The following is a 16,202-nucleotide window of genomic DNA, read 5'->3' on the forward strand; positions in this document are numbered from 1 at the left end:
GGCGTTCACGCCGCATCCGGCCATCAGTATTATCAAATCACCATATTCAGCAGCAGACAGCCTACCAGACCGCACACCGAGATAATGGTTTCCAGCATCGACCAGGATTTGATGGTCTCGCCGATAGTCAGGTTAAAGTACTCTTTGAACAGCCAGAAGCCCGGATCGTTCACGTGCGAGAAAATCACACTACCGGAACCAACCGCAATAACCATCAGCTCTGGGCTAACGCCCGTCGTTGCAATCAGCGGCGCCGCGATACCCCCCGCAGTGATTGCCGCAACGGTTGCGGAACCCAGCGCGATACGCAGTACGGCAGCAATCGACCATGCCATCAGCAGCGGAGAAATGTTGGTTTCGTGCATCATGGAAGCAATGTATTTGTCCACGCCGCTGTCTACCAGCACCTGCTTGAACGCACCGCCACCGCCGATGATCAACAGCATCATCGCAATGATTTTGATGGAAGAAACCAGCGTGTCGTTAATCTGATCCATTGAACGGCCACGGTTCAGACCAAAGGTGAACATCGCAATCAGCACGGCAATCAGCGTAGCCATTACCGGGTCACCGAGGAACTCCGCCACCGGCAGGAAAGCGTGACCTTTCGGCAGGATCATTTCGGCAATCGCACGCATCGCCATCAGCACAACTGGCACCAGAGAAGTCCAGACGCTGACGCCAAAGCTCGGCATCTCTTCTTCGCTGAAGGTTTTCGCGCTGTACAGACCTTCCGGGATTGGCTTATCGATACCTTTCAGCACGCGAGCGTAAACCGGACCCGCGAGAATCACGGTCGGGATTGCCAGAATGGTACCGTACAGCAGGGTTTTACCCATATCGGCGTTGAAAATGGTAGCAATCGCAGTCGGGCCCGGATGCGGCGGCAGGAAGCCGTGGGTGACAGACAGCGCAGCGGCCATCGGTACACCAACATACAGCAGCGGGATATTTGCCGCCGCGGCGATGGTGAACACCAGCGGCAGCATCAGTACGAAGCCCACTTCATAGAACAGGGCAAAACCAACGGTAAAACCGGTTAGTACCACGGCCCACTGGATATGTTTTTTACCAAATTTGGCAATCAGCGTGGTGGCGATACGTTGTGCACCGCCACAGTCTGCCAGCATTTTGCCCAGCATCGCGCCAAAACCCATGATCAGGGCAAGGCTGCCGAGCGTCCCGCCGACACCGGCTTTGATAGAGCCAATAACTTTATCCAGCGGCATCCCTTGCATTAATCCAACAGCAAGCGCCACCAGGACGAGGGCGATGAAGCCGTTCATTTTGAAGCGGATCATCAGGAGTAATAACAAGATTACACCGATAGCAACAATGACTAATGGCATGATTTACCTGGCCTTTAATTTGTTATGGGTAACGTCAAGTTTCTGACGACAAATCCTGGTTGTCCCAACTGGGAACAGAGATACAACGGCACCACGGCTGATGACTCCTAAAACGAATTAGTGTAGTCAAATGTTATGAGTGTGTTTGGTGCCCATAGGAATGATACGGGTAACATTGCGTGCTTGAGAATCACCAGAGCGGGGTAAATTTAAATTATGAGAGGTTGGTCATATTATCGCGGGGAAACGAAGGGATGGATTTGCCGAGCCAATGCCTGGCAGACGGCCCGAAAAGACGCTTTAGCGTCGCATCGGGCAATCTACAAAAGAGAGGGTAACTTAGTAGTAAGAGTGCTCGCCGCGCTGGTGTTCGGTGAGATCGCGTACACCTTTCAGCTCCGGGAATTCGTTCAGCAGCTGCTTCTCGATCCCTTCTTTCAGCGTCACATCGACCATAGAACAACCGTTACAGCCGCCACCGAATTGCAGAATGGCGTAGCCGTCTTCGGTGATTTCCATCAGCGAAACGCGACCACCGTGACCGGCAAGTTGCGGGTTGATCTGCGATTGCAGCATGTACTCCACACGCTCCATCAGCGGCGCATCGTCAGCCACTTTACGCATTTTGGCGTTTGGTGCTTTCAGCGTCAGCTGAGAACCCAACTGGTCGGTAACAAAATCAATCTCTGCATCTTCCAGGTAAGGTGCGCTTAACTCATCAACATACGCGGTCAGCAGGTCAAATTTCAGGGCGGTATCGGTGGCTTCCACAGCGTCCGGCGGACAATAAGAAACACCACATTCAGCGTTAGGCGTGCCAGGGTTAATCACAAATACGCGGATTTGTGTCCCTTCTTCCTGGTTTGCCAGCAGTTTGGCAAAGTGCGCTTGTGCAGCATCGGAAATACGGATCATAGTAATGGCCTAATAGTTGACTATTTTAGTTGGTTATAATACGCCCATCATCGAGGCTCTACAAGGTTCGACAAAGGCACCAGACCTGGACTGTCGCCGCACCATTGCGTAAAAGCAGCTGCGCAATCTCTGCGACGGTACTTCCGGTGGTAACGACATCATCCACAATCACCATATGGCGACCTTGCACGGGCAATTCAAGGCGAAAAGCATTCTTCAGATTGCGTCTGCGTAGTCGGGCGCTGAGGAAATGCTGGGTCGCAGTGGCTCGTGTACGCATGACGGCTTCGCTATCCCATTGGCAATTCAACCAGCGTGATAACGGCTGACACAGCAAGTCGCTCTGATTAAACCCCCGACGCCAGTGACGGCGCTGCCATAACGGGACGCTGACGATGCGATCCGGCAGTTGTAATCCGGTAGTCCGACGGGCGTGTAAGACTTCTAATAGTAACAGACGTGACAGGGCGCTGGCGATTTCGCTGCGTAGCGAAAACTTAAGCTGGTGGATGAGCGGACTTAAGGGGGGCGCATAGTCGGCGACCGTGACTAGTCTTTGCCAGGGCGGCGGTTTTTGCAGGCAGCGACCGCAAGGAAGATGTGAGTGTGTGGCAGGTAATCCACATTGTGGGCATAGCGTTTTATCTGTACGGGCGGCACGAGAGCATACCGAACAAATCCCCCAGTGACCTAACGCCAGCGGCATTCGGCATAGCCAGCATAATCCCGGTACTGTTAGCATATGTTCATCCTTGTAAGTAAAAAGAGAACAATAGCGGATGAATAACATCTGGTGGCAGACCAAAGGTCAGGGGAATGTTCATCTTGTGCTGCTGCACGGATGGGGACTGAATGCCGAAGTGTGGCGTTGCATTGACGAGGAACTTAGCTCGCATTTTACGTTGCATCTTGTTGATCTTCCTGGCTTCGGGCGCAGCCAGGGATTTGGTTCGATGTCGCTTGCTGATATGGCTGAAGTGGTGCTGCGACAGGCGCCGGACAAAGCTATCTGGCTAGGCTGGAGTCTCGGCGGGCTGGTGGCAAGCCAGATTGCGTTAACCCATCCCGAGCGTGTTCAGTCGTTGGTTACCGTGGCATCGTCGCCGTGTTTTAGTGCTCGTGACGAGTGGCCGGGGATAAAACCGGACGTGCTGGCAAGTTTCCAGCAGCAACTGAGTGAAGATTTTCAGCGCACAGTAGAACGGTTCCTTGCGTTACAAACCATGGGTACAGAAACGGCGCGCCAGGATGCGCGAGCGCTGAAGAAAACCGTTCTGGCGTTACCGATGCCGGAGGTTGACGTGCTTAATGGCGGACTGGAAATTCTGAAAACGGTCGATCTCCGTCAGTCGTTGCAAAACGTGTCCATGCCGTTTTTGCGATTGTATGGCTATCTCGACGGTCTGGTGCCGCGCAAAGTGGTGCCGATGCTGGATAAACTCTGGCCGCACAGCGAGTCATACATCTTCGCCAAAGCGGCCCATGCGCCGTTTATTTCGCATCCGGTCGAGTTTCGTCACGTGCTGGTGGCGTTGAAGCAGAGGGTGTAGACAGCTTTTGAAATGGCGAGACAGAACTTTACTGACTCGCCGCAGCCAACTCTTCTTCTGACACCCCGGTAAAGCGCATGATGTCTGCAAGAGGGACTCCCGACTCAAGCATTATTTTGGCTATATGTAGGGCTTTGGATTGCTCTCCCTCCTGCCGCAATCTTTCCGCAATAGTCATTAAACTCTCCTTATGTTTCGGTGAACGTTCGGCCACACCGTCGATAAAATCGTTAAAACGCACCGCATCGCCAGTCTGTAGTATGTAATTAAACAGCCCTTTGATTTGTCTGTCATTAGCGTATCCACTACTTAATAAGCAGGCCATTTGCTCTACCAGCCCCATCAGGTCGCGTTGACGAATATGTTTTTGAATTAACTCCAGCAGCGCCATGCGTCGGTGCTGCATGATTTCATCATCAGGCATGACGGTGACATCAATCAGCGGAAATGCAGAGGCATAAAGCTGCCTTGCCAGTTTGGGATCGGCAAAACAATCCAGCCAACACAGCGAATAGGGATAGGGGCTTTCAATACCGTGATAAAACAACAATGGCACTACCATCGGCAACGTTTTGTGTCCGGCATCCAGGTGGTTTTGCATTGCGGCAATGGCGTAGCGCATCATGCGAAATGCGATCAGTTTGTTTGAAGTGCTTTGATGTTCAATCAGGCAATAGATGTATCCTGGCCCTTGTTCCGTTTTCACCGACCACAGCACGTCGGAATAGCTTTCACGCAGATCGTCATCAATAAAGCTGCTCGACTCCAGCTTGAGGGTTTTCATATCACAAAGCGCGTGAATGGGGGCCGGTAAATGAAACGCAAGAAAATCGCGAGCCGTCTCCGGTTGGCGTAAAAAGAGTTTGAACAGCGCATCGTGTGGGGTGGAACTCTGCTTTTTGCTCATGGCGTTCCTTCACCTGTTGTTTGAATGCCGCGACTCTACGCGCCACTCCATACCTGTGCATTAGCGAGTTTTCATCCCTGCGAGACGCTTTCAGAGGAACTTACGTCGCGCTGCAAGAATTGCATTTTTATGGAAAGCCGCACGCAAAAAAGCCCGGATGCAAACGCATACCGGGCTTTTCAAAACAGGCGATGGAGTATGGTTAACGCAGCGCCCACCACTCGCGCAGACAGGCTTTTCCTTCCGGGCAGCTTTTACAACTGCCGGAGAGGCAGCCGTCAGGTTCTTCCTGAATCCGCACTGCTTTGCCCATACTTTCCAGTTGTTGCAGCATGGCGTTAATCATTGGCTGTGGAGTGTTCAATGTCTGGCTTATCTGGGCCGCTTCCATACGCCCCCGTAACGCCAGCAAATCACGCACCTGAATGAGCGAAGCCATTGCTGTATCCTTAGTGGCAATCGCCAGTGGTGCTGGCTGCACAGCAACTGCTTACCGACTTGCGCGTTGCCAGCAGTTCGATATCCACCCGGCTACGCGCGCGGCGCAGCAAACCGATAACCACGATGTTAAACAGGATAACCGCCAGAATGCACACCAGGCTGTAGGTTGGATGCTGGCTGTAGCTGGCAACCTGATAGAACAATGTTGCCAGCGAGTAAGCGATATTCAGCCCCCACAGGATGGAGAAGCCCATCCAGCCACGGCTTGATTCACGGGCGATGGCTCCCATCACCGAGATGCACGGTACATACAGCAGGACGAAAATCAGGTAGCTGTAAGCGGCAGCTGCGCTACCGAATTTCTGATCCATCACGCCCATCGCCCCGGTACCCATTTCGCCGTCGCCTTTGCTTGCTTCAATGGGGTTCATCAGTACGCTAAGACTGAAGGTGTCTTTCAGGCTCTGCCAGGTTTCATCTACCGCGCTGAACAGCTCTTCACCGAGGTTAAATTCTGCTGGATTGAACTCTTCGTCCTGAATATTTTCTGCGGTGTAGAGAGTGTTGAGCGTACCCACCACCACTTCTTTCGCCATGGCACCTGTAAACAGGCCAACCGTTGCCTGCCAGTTATCTTCATGTACGCCAATCGGTTTGAAGACCGGGGTGATCACACGGCTAACGGAAGCCAGTGCCGAGTCGTTGATGTTATCGACGATTTTCCCGCTCAACGAGAAGCTGTTGAAGGCGCTCAGGAAAATGCTGACGATGATGATCACTTTACCTGCGCGCATCACGAAGCCTTTCAGACGCTGCCAGGTCTGGATAATCAGACTCTTAACGTGTGGTACGTGGTAGACCGGCAGCTCCATGACAAACGGCGTCGCTTCACCGCGCATGATGGTGTACTTGAGCATCAGGCCAGTCAGCACCGCCATCACGATACCCAGCATATACAGCGAGAAGACCGCCAGCGCGCCGTTCTGCCCGAAGAAGGCAGCCGCAAATACTGCGAAGATAGCCAGACGCGCGCCGCAGGACATAAACGGTGCCATCATAATGGTCATCAGGCGTTCACGCGGCGCATCAAGAGTTCGCGCACCCATCACAGACGGCACGTTACAACCGAAGCCGACGATCAGCGGCACAAAGGATTTCCCCGGCAAGCCCAACGCCTGCATCAGACGGTCCATCACAAACGCCGCACGCGCCATATAACCGGAGTCCTCGAGGAAGGAGAGGAACAGATACATCATGCCGATCTGCGGCACCAGCGGCAGCACGGTGTTAATACCGCCGCCCAGGCCCTGGGCGAGGAAGATAGTCAGCCAGTCCGGGAAGTGGAGCGTGTAGCCAATCCACTGAATACCATGCACAAATAGCGCCACGGAGCCGACGTCAAACAGCGGCTGTAACGCCCCGCCGATGTTGATAGCGAGCAGGAACATCAGGTACATCACAAAGAGGAAAATCGGCAGCCCGAGGAAACGGTTGAGCACGATTTTATCCACTGCCGTGGTGAAGCGACTGGGTTCTGCCGTCAGCGTGTTGCTTACCACATCGCAGATAGCAGCAATACACTGGTAACGCGCATCGGCAATATGCAGCGCCGGATCGTCCATCTCATTACGCAGACGGGCGAGGGCGGCATCCAGATGCTGCGACGCTTCACCGGCGTAGGCGCGGCTGTAGATATCGCCTTCCAGCATTTGCAGACCCAGCCAGCGACGCTGTTTGAGCGGAATGTCGGACGGCATCACTTTTGCCAGTGAATCTGCTTCGTTGAGCAGCGGCTGTGCGTAATGCACCAGTTCTACATTGTCGTTGGCTTTGTAGCGGTCAATCGCCAGTTTCAGAGCTTCGATACCGCGACCACGCGTGGAAACCAGCGGGATCACCGGGCAGCCAAGACGCGCCGACAGCGCATCAATTTCAATGCGAATATTTTGCTTCTCGGCAATGTCGAGCATGTTCAGCGCCACGATGCAGGGAATACCGAGTTCCAGCAGTTGTAGCGTCAGATACAGGTTACGCTCAAGGTTAGACGCATCCACCACGTTAATCAGCAGATCGGCGTCGCCACTCAAAATGTAGTGGCAGGCGATTTGCTCGTCCAACGACGTCTGCGATGAAATAGTAGTCAGAGAATAAGTACCGGGCAGGTCCACCAGCGTGACCTGATGATCGGTGGTGGAAAACTGACCCTCTTTACGTTCGACGGTAACGCCAGCCCAGTTTCCTACACGCTGACGTGCTCCGGTGAGCTGGTTAAATAAGGTTGTCTTGCCAGAATTTGGATTACCAATTAAGCCAATGGTTAATTTTTTCATTGTTGTTATCACCGTATTAACAGGAAACCGCTTCCACTTCTAATAAGGCCAGATCTTTTTTGCGTAATACCAGGCTTACACGACGGGTTTCGATATGAATGGGATCGCCGAGTGGAGCGACGCGCACCACATTAAAAGAGGAGCCAGGTAACATGCCAAGAGAAAGCAGCTTCTGACGATATGCCGGGCTGATTTCACGGGAAAAGCCAGTGATTTTCCACGCAGTATCTGGAGTGTATTGCATAGGTGCCTACTTGTTTCTCATTAACTGGATAACTACCTCATGGGGCGTTTGACAGCGACATGGGACCAGATGATTTGCCAACGAAGGAGAGATTAAATAATCAACAGTACAATGATAATGAGAATGGTTTCTATCAGCAATACTTAAAATGTGTGCGAATGTTGGTTTAGATAATAATCTGCGTGAATGTTGATGTGGCTCAAGGTTATATCGGAGCAAAAATATAATTCGGAGGACGAATTATTATGGCTGCTTAATGTTTTATTAAGGTTTCAATTGTTAATTTTGTGATAAATATTAACGAAATATAGTGTGAGTTTCGTTGCGGAATAAAAATGCCGGAGATATTCTCCGGCATTTTTATGTCAGGCAAGGCGTTCGTTGCCAGATGTGGCGTGAACGCCTTATCTGGCCTACGATTTCGTGCAAATTCGAACCGTAGGCCAGTCGGAGCGTTTAACGCTTTTTGCCCATTGCCGCTGCCAGCGCATCCATCATCGCGCTATTACCGGCAGGCTGCGCTTCACGCCCACGCGGTTTGGCTGCCGGGCGGTTGTTTTGCGGGCGATCGTTACCGCCGCCGCGACGAGCGTTGGTTTCGCCAGGCTGCTCGTCCAGACGCATGGTCAGGGCGATACGTTTACGCTGAAGATCCACTTCCAGCACTTTCACCTTCACAATGTCGCCTGCTTTCACCACGGTATGCGGATCTTCCACAAACTTGTTCGACAAAGAAGAGATGTGAACCAGGCCGTCCTGATGTACGCCGATATCAACAAAAGCACCAAAATTGGTGACGTTGGTGACAGCACCTTCGAGGATCATACCCGGCTGCAGGTCGTTCATCGTTTCGACGCCATCAGCAAACTGAGCGGTTTTAAATTCCGGACGCGGATCGCGACCCGGTTTTTCCAGCTCTTTGATGATGTCGGTTACTGTCGGCACACCGAATTTCTCATCGGTGAAATCAGACGCTTTCAGGTTACGCAGTTCGCTGCTGTTACCCATCAGATCTTTCAGCGCCTGCTGTGTTGCTGCCAGAATGCGTTCCACCACCGGATAGGCTTCCGGGTGAACGGTAGAGGCGTCCAGCGGGTTATCGCCGTGGTTAATGCGCAAGAAGCCCGCGCACTGTTCGAAGGCTTTCGGCCCCAGACGGCTCACTTTTAACAGTTGCTGACGGTTCTGGAACTGACCATTTTCATCGCGCCAGGCCACGATGTTTTGCGCCATCATGCGCGTCAGGCCCGCCACGCGAGTTAACAGCGGAACAGAAGCAGTATTCAGATCAACGCCAACGGCGTTTACGCAGTCTTCTACTACTGCATCCAGCTTGCGGGCCAGCTGCGTCTGGCTGACGTCATGCTGATACTGACCAACGCCGATAGATTTCGGATCGATTTTCACCAGCTCTGCCAGCGGATCCTGCAAACGGCGGGCGATAGATACTGCGCCACGCAGAGAAACGTCGAGATCCGGGAACTCCTGCGCTGCCAGCTCGGAAGCCGAGTAAACCGACGCGCCAGCTTCGCTGACGATCACTTTCTGCGCGGTAACCTTCGGGAACTGCTTCTGGACATCAAGATAGAAACGCTCGGTTTCGCGGGAAGCCGTACCGTTACCGATCGCTACCAGTTCAACATTATGTTTTTCACACAGGGCGGCAACGGTCATCGCCGCCTTTGCGGCCTGTCCGGTGTGCGGATAAATGGTATCGGTTGCTACCAGTTTGCCCGTTGCGTCGACCACCGCTACTTTTACCCCGGTACGCAGACCCGGATCGAGGCCCATCGTCGCACGCAGTCCGGCAGGGGCCGCCATCAGCAGATCGTGCAGGTTACGGGCAAAGACATTAATCGCTTCATCTTCCGCACGTTCGCGCACGGTTCCCATCAGTTCTGTTTCCAGGTGCATCAGCACCTTGATGCGCCACGTCCAGCTCACCACGCCTTTGCGCCAGCTATCCGCCGGGGCATTGTTCAGGCGCAGGCCGAGATGATCCATGATGATTTGCTCGCAATAGCTCTCTTTCGGCGGCTCGTCGAACTGCGGATCGGCATTCAGCGAAAGCTGGAGTACACCTTCGTTACGCCCACGGAACATCGCCAGCGCGCGGTGAGAAGGCACCGTTGACAGCGGTTCGTGATGATCGAAATAGTCGCGGAATTTCGCGCCTTCCTCTTCTTTACCGTTCACTACGGTCGACACCAGATGCGCGTTCTTCCACAGATAATCACGCACTTTCGCCAGCAGCGCGGCATCTTCGGCAAAGCGTTCCATCAGGATATAACGCGCGCCGTCCAACGCGGCTTTGGTATCTGCCACGCCTTTATCGGCATCAACATATTGTGCAGCGGCGACTTCTGGCGTGTGTGATGGATCGCTCCACAGTAGGTCAGCCAACGGCTCAAGCCCTGCTTCAATGGCGATTTGCCCGCGGGTACGACGTTTCGGTTTGTAGGGCAGGTAAAGGTCTTCGAGTTCGGTTTTGCTCAAGGTAGCGTTGATGGCATTCGCCAGCTCGTCGGTGAGTTTACCTTGCTCAGAAATGGACTTGAGAATAGCCTGACGTCTCTCTTCCAGCTCGCGCAGATAGCTCAGACGCGTTTCCAGATTACGCAGCTGCGTGTCATCCAGACCGCCGGTGATTTCCTTACGATAACGTGCGATAAACGGCACGGTATTCCCTTCGTCAAGCAGGCGAACGGCAGCGTCAACCTGTTCCGGGCGCGCCTGGATTTCACCCGCAATAATGCGGCAGAACGAATCATTCATCATGGTTTGAGTTCATCTTTTCGGATCAAAAATCAGGGGATAGTTATACGGACTGGCTGGCAAAAATGCCAGCCATCGGCAGGAGGTTAAGACTCTTCCTTACGGTTTCACGTACTCGATAGCATTAACATACCAGCTCGCTTCCCCGGCAGGGGTATTCACCACCGCCAGATCGCCCACCTCTTTTTTCAGCAATGCGCGGGCCATCGGGGAATCGATAGAGATGTAATCTTTACGGCCAAAGATTTCATCGTAGCCGACGATACGGAAACGGTGAATCACGCCATCATCGTTTTCAATCTCTACCCACGCGCCAAAGAAAACTTTACCTTCCTGCTGGGGCGAGTAATCGACGATTTTGAGATTTTCCATGCATTTAGTGAGATAGCGCACACGACGGTCGATTTCACGCAGGCGCTTTTTATTATACTGATAGTCAGCATTTTCGCTGCGGTCGCCCAGACTTGCGGCCCAGGTCACCTTCTTTGTGACTTCCGGGCGCTCTTCACGCCAGAGATAATTTAGCTCTTGTTTGAGTTTTTCATACCCTTCCCGGGTAACCAGGGGCGTTTTCATCTCGTTGATTCCCTTTGTCTGTTTGATAATGCGCACATTGGGTATAACGTGATCATATCAACAGAATCAATAATGTTTCGCTGAATAAATTGTATACTTAAGCCGCTGTTTAATATGCTTTGTAACAATTTAGGCTGAAATTCATACCAGATTTAGCTGGTGACGAACGTGAGCTTTTTTAAGAATACACGCTTACAAATTGTTGCGAACCTTTGGGAGTACAAACAATGCAAGAGAACTACAAGATTCTGGTGGTCGATGACGACATGCGCTTGCGTGCGCTGCTGGAGCGTTATCTCACCGAACAAGGCTTCCAGGTTCGAAGCGTCGCTAATGCAGAACAGATGGATCGCCTGCTGACTCGTGAATCTTTCCATCTTATGGTACTGGATTTGATGTTACCTGGTGAAGATGGTTTGTCGATTTGCCGACGTCTTCGTAGCCAGAGTAATCCGATGCCGATCATTATGGTAACGGCGAAAGGGGAAGAAGTTGACCGTATCGTTGGCCTGGAAATTGGTGCTGACGATTACATTCCAAAACCATTTAACCCGCGTGAATTGCTGGCCCGCATCCGTGCGGTGCTGCGTCGTCAGGCGAATGAACTGCCGGGTGCGCCGTCACAGGAAGAAGCTGTGATTGCTTTCGGTAAGTTCAAACTTAACCTGGGTACGCGTGAAATGTTCCGCGAAGATGAACCGATGCCGCTGACCAGCGGTGAATTTGCGGTTCTGAAGGCGCTGGTCAGCCACCCGCGTGAGCCGCTCTCCCGCGATAAGCTGATGAACCTTGCCCGTGGCCGTGAATATTCCGCAATGGAACGTTCCATCGACGTGCAGATCTCTCGTCTGCGCCGCATGGTGGAAGAAGATCCGGCGCATCCGCGTTACATTCAGACCGTTTGGGGTCTGGGCTATGTTTTCGTGCCGGACGGTTCTAAAGCATGAGGCGATTGCGCTTCTCGCCACGAAGTTCATTTGCCCGCACGTTATTGCTCATCGTCACCTTGCTGTTCGTCAGCCTGGTGACGACTTATCTGGTGGTGCTGAACTTCGCGATTTTGCCGAGCCTCCAGCAGTTTAATAAAGTCCTCGCGTACGAAGTGCGTATGTTGATGACCGACAAACTGCAACTGGAGGACGGCACGCAGCTGGTTGTGCCTCCCGCTTTCCGTCGGGAGATCTACCGTGAGCTGGGGATCTCTCTCTATTCCAACGAAGCTGCCGAAGAGGCCGGGCTGCGTTGGGCGCAACACTATGAATTCTTAAGCCATCAGATGGCGCAGCAGCTGGGCGGTCCGACGGAAGTTCGCGTCGAGGTTAACAAAAGCTCGCCTGTTGTCTGGCTGAAAACCTGGCTGTCGCCCAATATCTGGGTACGCGTGCCGCTGACCGAAATTCATCAGGGCGATTTCTCCCCGCTGTTCCGCTATACGCTGGCGATTATGCTGATGGCGATTGGCGGGGCGTGGCTGTTTATTCGTATTCAGAACCGACCGTTGGTCGATCTCGAACATGCTGCTTTGCAGGTCGGTAAAGGGATTATTCCGCCGCCGCTGCGTGAATATGGCGCTTCAGAGGTGCGTTCGGTTACCCGAGCCTTCAACCATATGGCGGCTGGTGTTAAGCAACTGGCGGATGACCGCACGCTGCTGATGGCAGGGGTAAGTCATGACCTGCGCACGCCACTGACGCGTATTCGCCTGGCGACCGAGATGATGAGCGAGCAGGATGGCTACCTGGCGGAATCGATCAACAAAGATATCGAAGAGTGCAACGCCATCATTGAGCAGTTTATCGACTACCTGCGCACCGGGCAGGAGATGCCAATGGAACTGGCGGATCTTAATGCGGTGCTTGGTGAGGTGATTGCCGCGGAAAGTGGCTATGAGCGTGAAATTGATACCGCGCTTTATCCTGACTGCATAGAAGTGAAAATGCATCCGCTGTCAATCAAACGTGCGGTGGCGAATATGGTGGTGAACGCTGCCCGTTACGGCAATGGCTGGATTAAAGTCAGCAGCGGAACGGAGCCAAATCGCGCCTGGTTCCAGGTGGAAGACGACGGTCCGGGTATCGAGCCTGAACAGCGTAAGCATCTGTTCCAGCCTTTTGTCCGCGGCGACAGTGCGCGCACCATTAGCGGCACGGGACTAGGCCTGGCGATTGTGCAGCGTATCGTGGATAACCATAACGGGATGCTGGAGCTTGGCACCAGCGAGCGGGGCGGGCTTTCCATTCGCGCCTGGCTGCCATTACCGGTAACGCGGGCGCAGGGCACGACAAAAGAAGGGTAAATAAACGGGAGGCGAAGGTACCTCCCGTTTTTAGATTGTTTTCAATTGATTGATAATGAAAGGATTCGCTTGCAAAAGCAGGAGCAATTTTCGAGGTGCTCCGGTAGGTTGACGGCGTTTGGTTTCCCAGCTTTTTACCAGGTCATAACTTACCCCTACGGCGACAGCAAAATCTTGCTGGCGTAAGCCAGTTGCTTCACGGATCGCTTTTACATCGATTTCGCTAAAAGTATGGACGTGCTCTGGTTCAGGCGTTTTTTCACCCTTTTCGATGCGTACCATTTCTTCTGCGCTGGCAAGAAGATCAGCAAATAATTCATCTTTCATCTGTTTTCAATGTCTCCGTTGGCATTTCGGCCATGGTGGAATTTGTGGAGCTTCAACATTAAAGCAGCTTCTCGGACAATAGTTTCAATGCCTTTCTTTGTTCTTCTGTTAAATCATCCTGTTCATTTTTAGGATAAATCAACGCCAGATAAATTCGGCCATTGCGTGTCACGTTGTAATAAATTATCCGAATGCCACCCCGTTTCCCCATACCAGAACGGTTCCAGCGAATTTTTCTGAAACTGCCTGTGCCCGCGATAATGTCACCGGCACTTGGATCTTGAATGAGTAGTTCCTGAAAAGCCCGGAACTCATCATCAGGCAACAATAACTGGCGGCGTTTGCTAAATCCTTGTAGTTCAATAAACGTGAACATAATGCATCCTGCGGTCTATTGATAATTATAAGTGTACCATGTACATATTGGTAGCTAATTAGATATAAAAAAACCCCTTATCCGTTTGGATAAGGGGCCAGTGAAATATTAACCGATTACAGCTTAGGACCAGCCGCTACCAGCGCGGCACCCGCTGGGGTGTCGGTGTATTTGTCGAAGTTGTCGATAAACAGTTTCGCCAGCGTTTCAGCTTTTTCCTGCCACTGTTCCGGGGAAGCGTAGGTGTTACGCGGATCGAGGATCTTCGTGTCTACGCCCGGCAGTTCGGTCGGGATCGCCAGGTTAAACATCGGCAGAGTGAAGGTTTCTGCGTTATCCAGCGAACCGTTGAGGATGGCGTCGATAATGGCGCGGGTATCTTTAATGGAGATACGTTTGCCAGTGCCGTTCCAGCCAGTGTTAACCAGATATGCCTGCGCGCCCGCTGCCTGCATACGTTTTACCAGCACTTCTGCGTACTGAGTTGGGTGCAGCGACAGGAATGCCGCGCCGAAGCAGGCAGAGAAGGTTGGTGTCGGTTCGGTGATGCCACGCTCTGTACCAGCCAGTTTGGCGGTGAAGCCTGAGAGGAAGTGGTACTGAGTTTGATCGGCAGTCAGGCGAGAAACCGGCGGCAGTACGCCAAAAGCATCTGCGGTCAGGAAGATAACTTTAGTCGCGTGGCCCGCTTTGGAAACTGGCTTAACGATGTTATCGATGTGATAGATCGGATAAGAAACGCGGGTGTTCTCGGTTTTTGAACCATCATCAAAGTCGATGGTGCCATCTTCACGTACAGTGACGTTTTCCAGCAGTGCATCGCGACGGATAGCGCCATAGATTTCTGGCTCTGCTTCTTTCGACAGTTTAATGGTTTTCGCGTAGCAGCCGCCTTCGAAGTTAAACACACCGTCATCGTCCCAGCCGTGCTCGTCATCGCCAATCAGGCGACGTTTCGGGTCGGTGGAAAGGGTGGTTTTACCGGTGCCGGAAAGGCCGAAGAACACCGCAACATCGCCTTTCTCGCCAACGTTGGCGGAGCAGTGCATAGAAGCGATACCTTTCAGCGGCAGCAGGTAGTTCATCATTGAGAACATCCCTTTCTTCATTTCGCCGCCGTACCAGGTGCCACCAATCAGCTGCATGCGCTCGGTGAGGTTAAACGCCACGAAGTTTTCAGAGTTCAGACCCTGTTCTTTCCACTGCGGGTTGGTGCACTTCGCGCCGTTCATGACGATAAAGTCAGGTTTGAAACCTTCCAGCTCTTCATCACTCGGGCGAATAAACATGTTCTTGACGAAATGCGCTTGCCAGGCCACTTCGGTGATGAAACGTACGGAAAGGCGAGTATCCGGGTTAGCGCCACAGAAAGCATCAACCACGAACAGGCGTTTGCCGGAAAGCTGTTTGGTCACCAGGCCTTTCAGATGTTGCCAGGTTTCCGGAGAGAGAGGTTTGTTGTCGTTCTTACCTTTGCCTTTGTCTGCCCACCAGAAGGTATCGCGAGTCGTATCGTCACGGACGATATACTTATCTTTTGGTGAACGCCCGGTGAAGATCCCGGTATCCACGGCAACGGCACCCAGATTAGTTAACACCCCGCGCTCATAACCTGTCAGGCTCGGATCGAGCTCTTCCTGATACAGCAGGTCGTAGCTTGGGTTGTAAACGATATCATGTACGTCACTGATACCATAAGCCTCGAGTTCTTGCGGGGTCAAACCATTGTTAACGCGCATTTCACTGCTCCTTAGCCAATATGTATTGCCTGAATAGTAAAGTCTTTTTGGGGGTGTTAACCGCGACAAGGCTCATAGATTTACGCATCTGGAGAAATTCATATTTGACAAAAAACTCCGTGATTCCTGTCACGAAACGGTTGCTATTATCGCAGAAATAGCATTCCAGGTGTGGAAAATGTTCCTAAAAGGTTAAATGTTAGTTTAATTGGCCATTATAATGTGAGTTAAATCTCATTCTTGATTGAAATTTATGTAAAATCAATCAGTAAAGTATCGATTCACCACCGCAAATTTTTTTGTAAATTTTTCTTAAAATAAATATTAGTACTGCCTGAATGCAATAATTAACCTTCCTTTTGATTCCGGATCACGAA

Annotated in this window: 15 protein-coding genes; 3 read left to right on the plus strand and 12 right to left on the minus strand. The window is 52.2% G+C overall.

The features are described 5' to 3' along the window. Nucleotides 1-32: 32 nt before the first annotated feature. The 3 genes from gntT to gntX all read right to left on the minus strand — a co-directional run bounded on the left by gntT (nucleotide 33) and on the right by gntX (nucleotide 3,006). A complete protein-coding gene (gene gntT, locus AACS80_RS17790) occupies nucleotides 33-1,349 on the minus strand; it encodes a gluconate transporter (RefSeq protein ID WP_001131743.1) in 1,317 nt (438 codons plus the stop codon). Nucleotides 1,350-1,688: 339 nt separating this feature from the next. After that, nucleotides 1,689-2,264 carry a Fe-S biogenesis protein NfuA gene (nfuA, locus tag AACS80_RS17795; protein WP_000619389.1) on the minus strand — a complete coding sequence of 192 codons (576 nt, stop codon included), beginning with the start codon at nucleotides 2,262-2,264 and terminating at the stop codon, nucleotides 1,689-1,691. Nucleotides 2,265-2,322: 58 nt separating this feature from the next. Further along, nucleotides 2,323-3,006 carry a DNA utilization protein GntX gene (gene gntX, locus AACS80_RS17800; protein ID WP_130209003.1) on the minus strand — a complete coding sequence of 228 codons (684 nt, stop codon included), beginning with the start codon at nucleotides 3,004-3,006 and terminating at the stop codon, nucleotides 2,323-2,325. 37 nt (nucleotides 3,007-3,043) lie between these two features. On the opposite strand from gntX, the gene bioH reads away from it, so the two are divergent. Then, nucleotides 3,044-3,814, plus strand: coding sequence for a pimeloyl-ACP methyl ester esterase BioH (bioH, locus tag AACS80_RS17805; protein ID WP_135410768.1), 771 nt, complete (start codon nucleotides 3,044-3,046; stop codon nucleotides 3,812-3,814). 28 nt (nucleotides 3,815-3,842) lie between these two features. On the opposite strand, the gene rpnA is transcribed toward bioH, so the two are convergent. The 6 genes from rpnA to greB form a co-directional block, all read right to left on the minus strand. After that, nucleotides 3,843-4,721 (minus strand): recombination-promoting nuclease RpnA, encoded by an 879-nt coding sequence (gene rpnA / locus AACS80_RS17810; protein WP_135410769.1) that lies wholly within the window; start codon nucleotides 4,719-4,721, stop codon nucleotides 3,843-3,845. Nucleotides 4,722-4,923: 202 nt separating this feature from the next. Then, nucleotides 4,924-5,160 carry a [Fe-S]-dependent transcriptional repressor FeoC gene (gene feoC / locus AACS80_RS17815; protein WP_000157586.1) on the minus strand — a complete coding sequence of 79 codons (237 nt, stop codon included), beginning with the start codon at nucleotides 5,158-5,160 and terminating at the stop codon, nucleotides 4,924-4,926. A 10-nt stretch (nucleotides 5,161-5,170) separates the two neighbouring features. Continuing rightward, complete coding sequence (gene feoB / locus AACS80_RS17820) at nucleotides 5,171-7,492, minus strand: Fe(2+) transporter permease subunit FeoB (protein WP_130261029.1); 2,322 nt, start codon at nucleotides 7,490-7,492, stop codon at nucleotides 5,171-5,173. Between the two features lie 16 nt (nucleotides 7,493-7,508). Then, a complete protein-coding gene (feoA, locus tag AACS80_RS17825; protein ID WP_001200455.1) occupies nucleotides 7,509-7,736 on the minus strand; it encodes a ferrous iron transporter A in 228 nt (75 codons plus the stop codon). 456 nt (nucleotides 7,737-8,192) lie between these two features. Beyond that, entirely contained in the window at nucleotides 8,193-10,514 is a 2,322-nt protein-coding gene (locus AACS80_RS17830; protein WP_135410770.1) for a Tex family protein, read from the minus strand. 96 nt (nucleotides 10,515-10,610) lie between these two features. Continuing rightward, nucleotides 10,611-11,087: a transcription elongation factor GreB gene (gene greB, locus AACS80_RS17835; protein ID WP_167852431.1), complete on the minus strand. Its 477-nt coding sequence runs from the start codon at nucleotides 11,085-11,087 to the stop codon at nucleotides 10,611-10,613. 227 nt (nucleotides 11,088-11,314) lie between these two features. On the opposite strand from greB, the gene ompR reads away from it, so the two are divergent. Then, nucleotides 11,315-12,034: an osmolarity response regulator transcription factor OmpR gene (ompR, locus tag AACS80_RS17840; RefSeq protein ID WP_001157751.1), complete on the plus strand. Its 720-nt coding sequence runs from the start codon at nucleotides 11,315-11,317 to the stop codon at nucleotides 12,032-12,034. Then, nucleotides 12,031-13,383: a two-component system sensor histidine kinase EnvZ gene (envZ, locus tag AACS80_RS17845; RefSeq protein ID WP_130208989.1), complete on the plus strand. Its 1,353-nt coding sequence runs from the start codon at nucleotides 12,031-12,033 to the stop codon at nucleotides 13,381-13,383. Before ompR ends, envZ begins: the two co-directional genes overlap by 4 nt. A gap of 30 nt (nucleotides 13,384-13,413) precedes the next feature. Here the strand turns inward: envZ and nadS are convergent, their stop codons facing one another. The 3 genes from nadS to pckA all read right to left on the minus strand — a co-directional run bounded on the left by nadS (nucleotide 13,414) and on the right by pckA (nucleotide 15,825). Further along, entirely contained in the window at nucleotides 13,414-13,710 is a 297-nt protein-coding gene (gene nadS, locus AACS80_RS17850) for a NadS family protein (protein ID WP_130208987.1), read from the minus strand. Nucleotides 13,711-13,768: 58 nt separating this feature from the next. Further along, nucleotides 13,769-14,086 carry a type II toxin-antitoxin system RelE/ParE family toxin gene (locus AACS80_RS17855; protein WP_130208985.1) on the minus strand — a complete coding sequence of 106 codons (318 nt, stop codon included), beginning with the start codon at nucleotides 14,084-14,086 and terminating at the stop codon, nucleotides 13,769-13,771. A 116-nt stretch (nucleotides 14,087-14,202) separates the two neighbouring features. Next, the gene (gene pckA, locus AACS80_RS17860; protein WP_130208983.1) at nucleotides 14,203-15,825 is read right to left on the minus strand and encodes a phosphoenolpyruvate carboxykinase (ATP); all 1,623 of its coding nucleotides are present in this window, start codon (nucleotides 15,823-15,825) and stop codon (nucleotides 14,203-14,205) included. Between the last annotated feature and the right edge of the window lie 377 nt (nucleotides 15,826-16,202).

Origin of the sequence: Escherichia sp. E4385 (assembly GCF_963883145.1) — a bacterium.
Classification (GTDB): Bacteria; Pseudomonadota; Gammaproteobacteria; order Enterobacterales; family Enterobacteriaceae; genus Escherichia.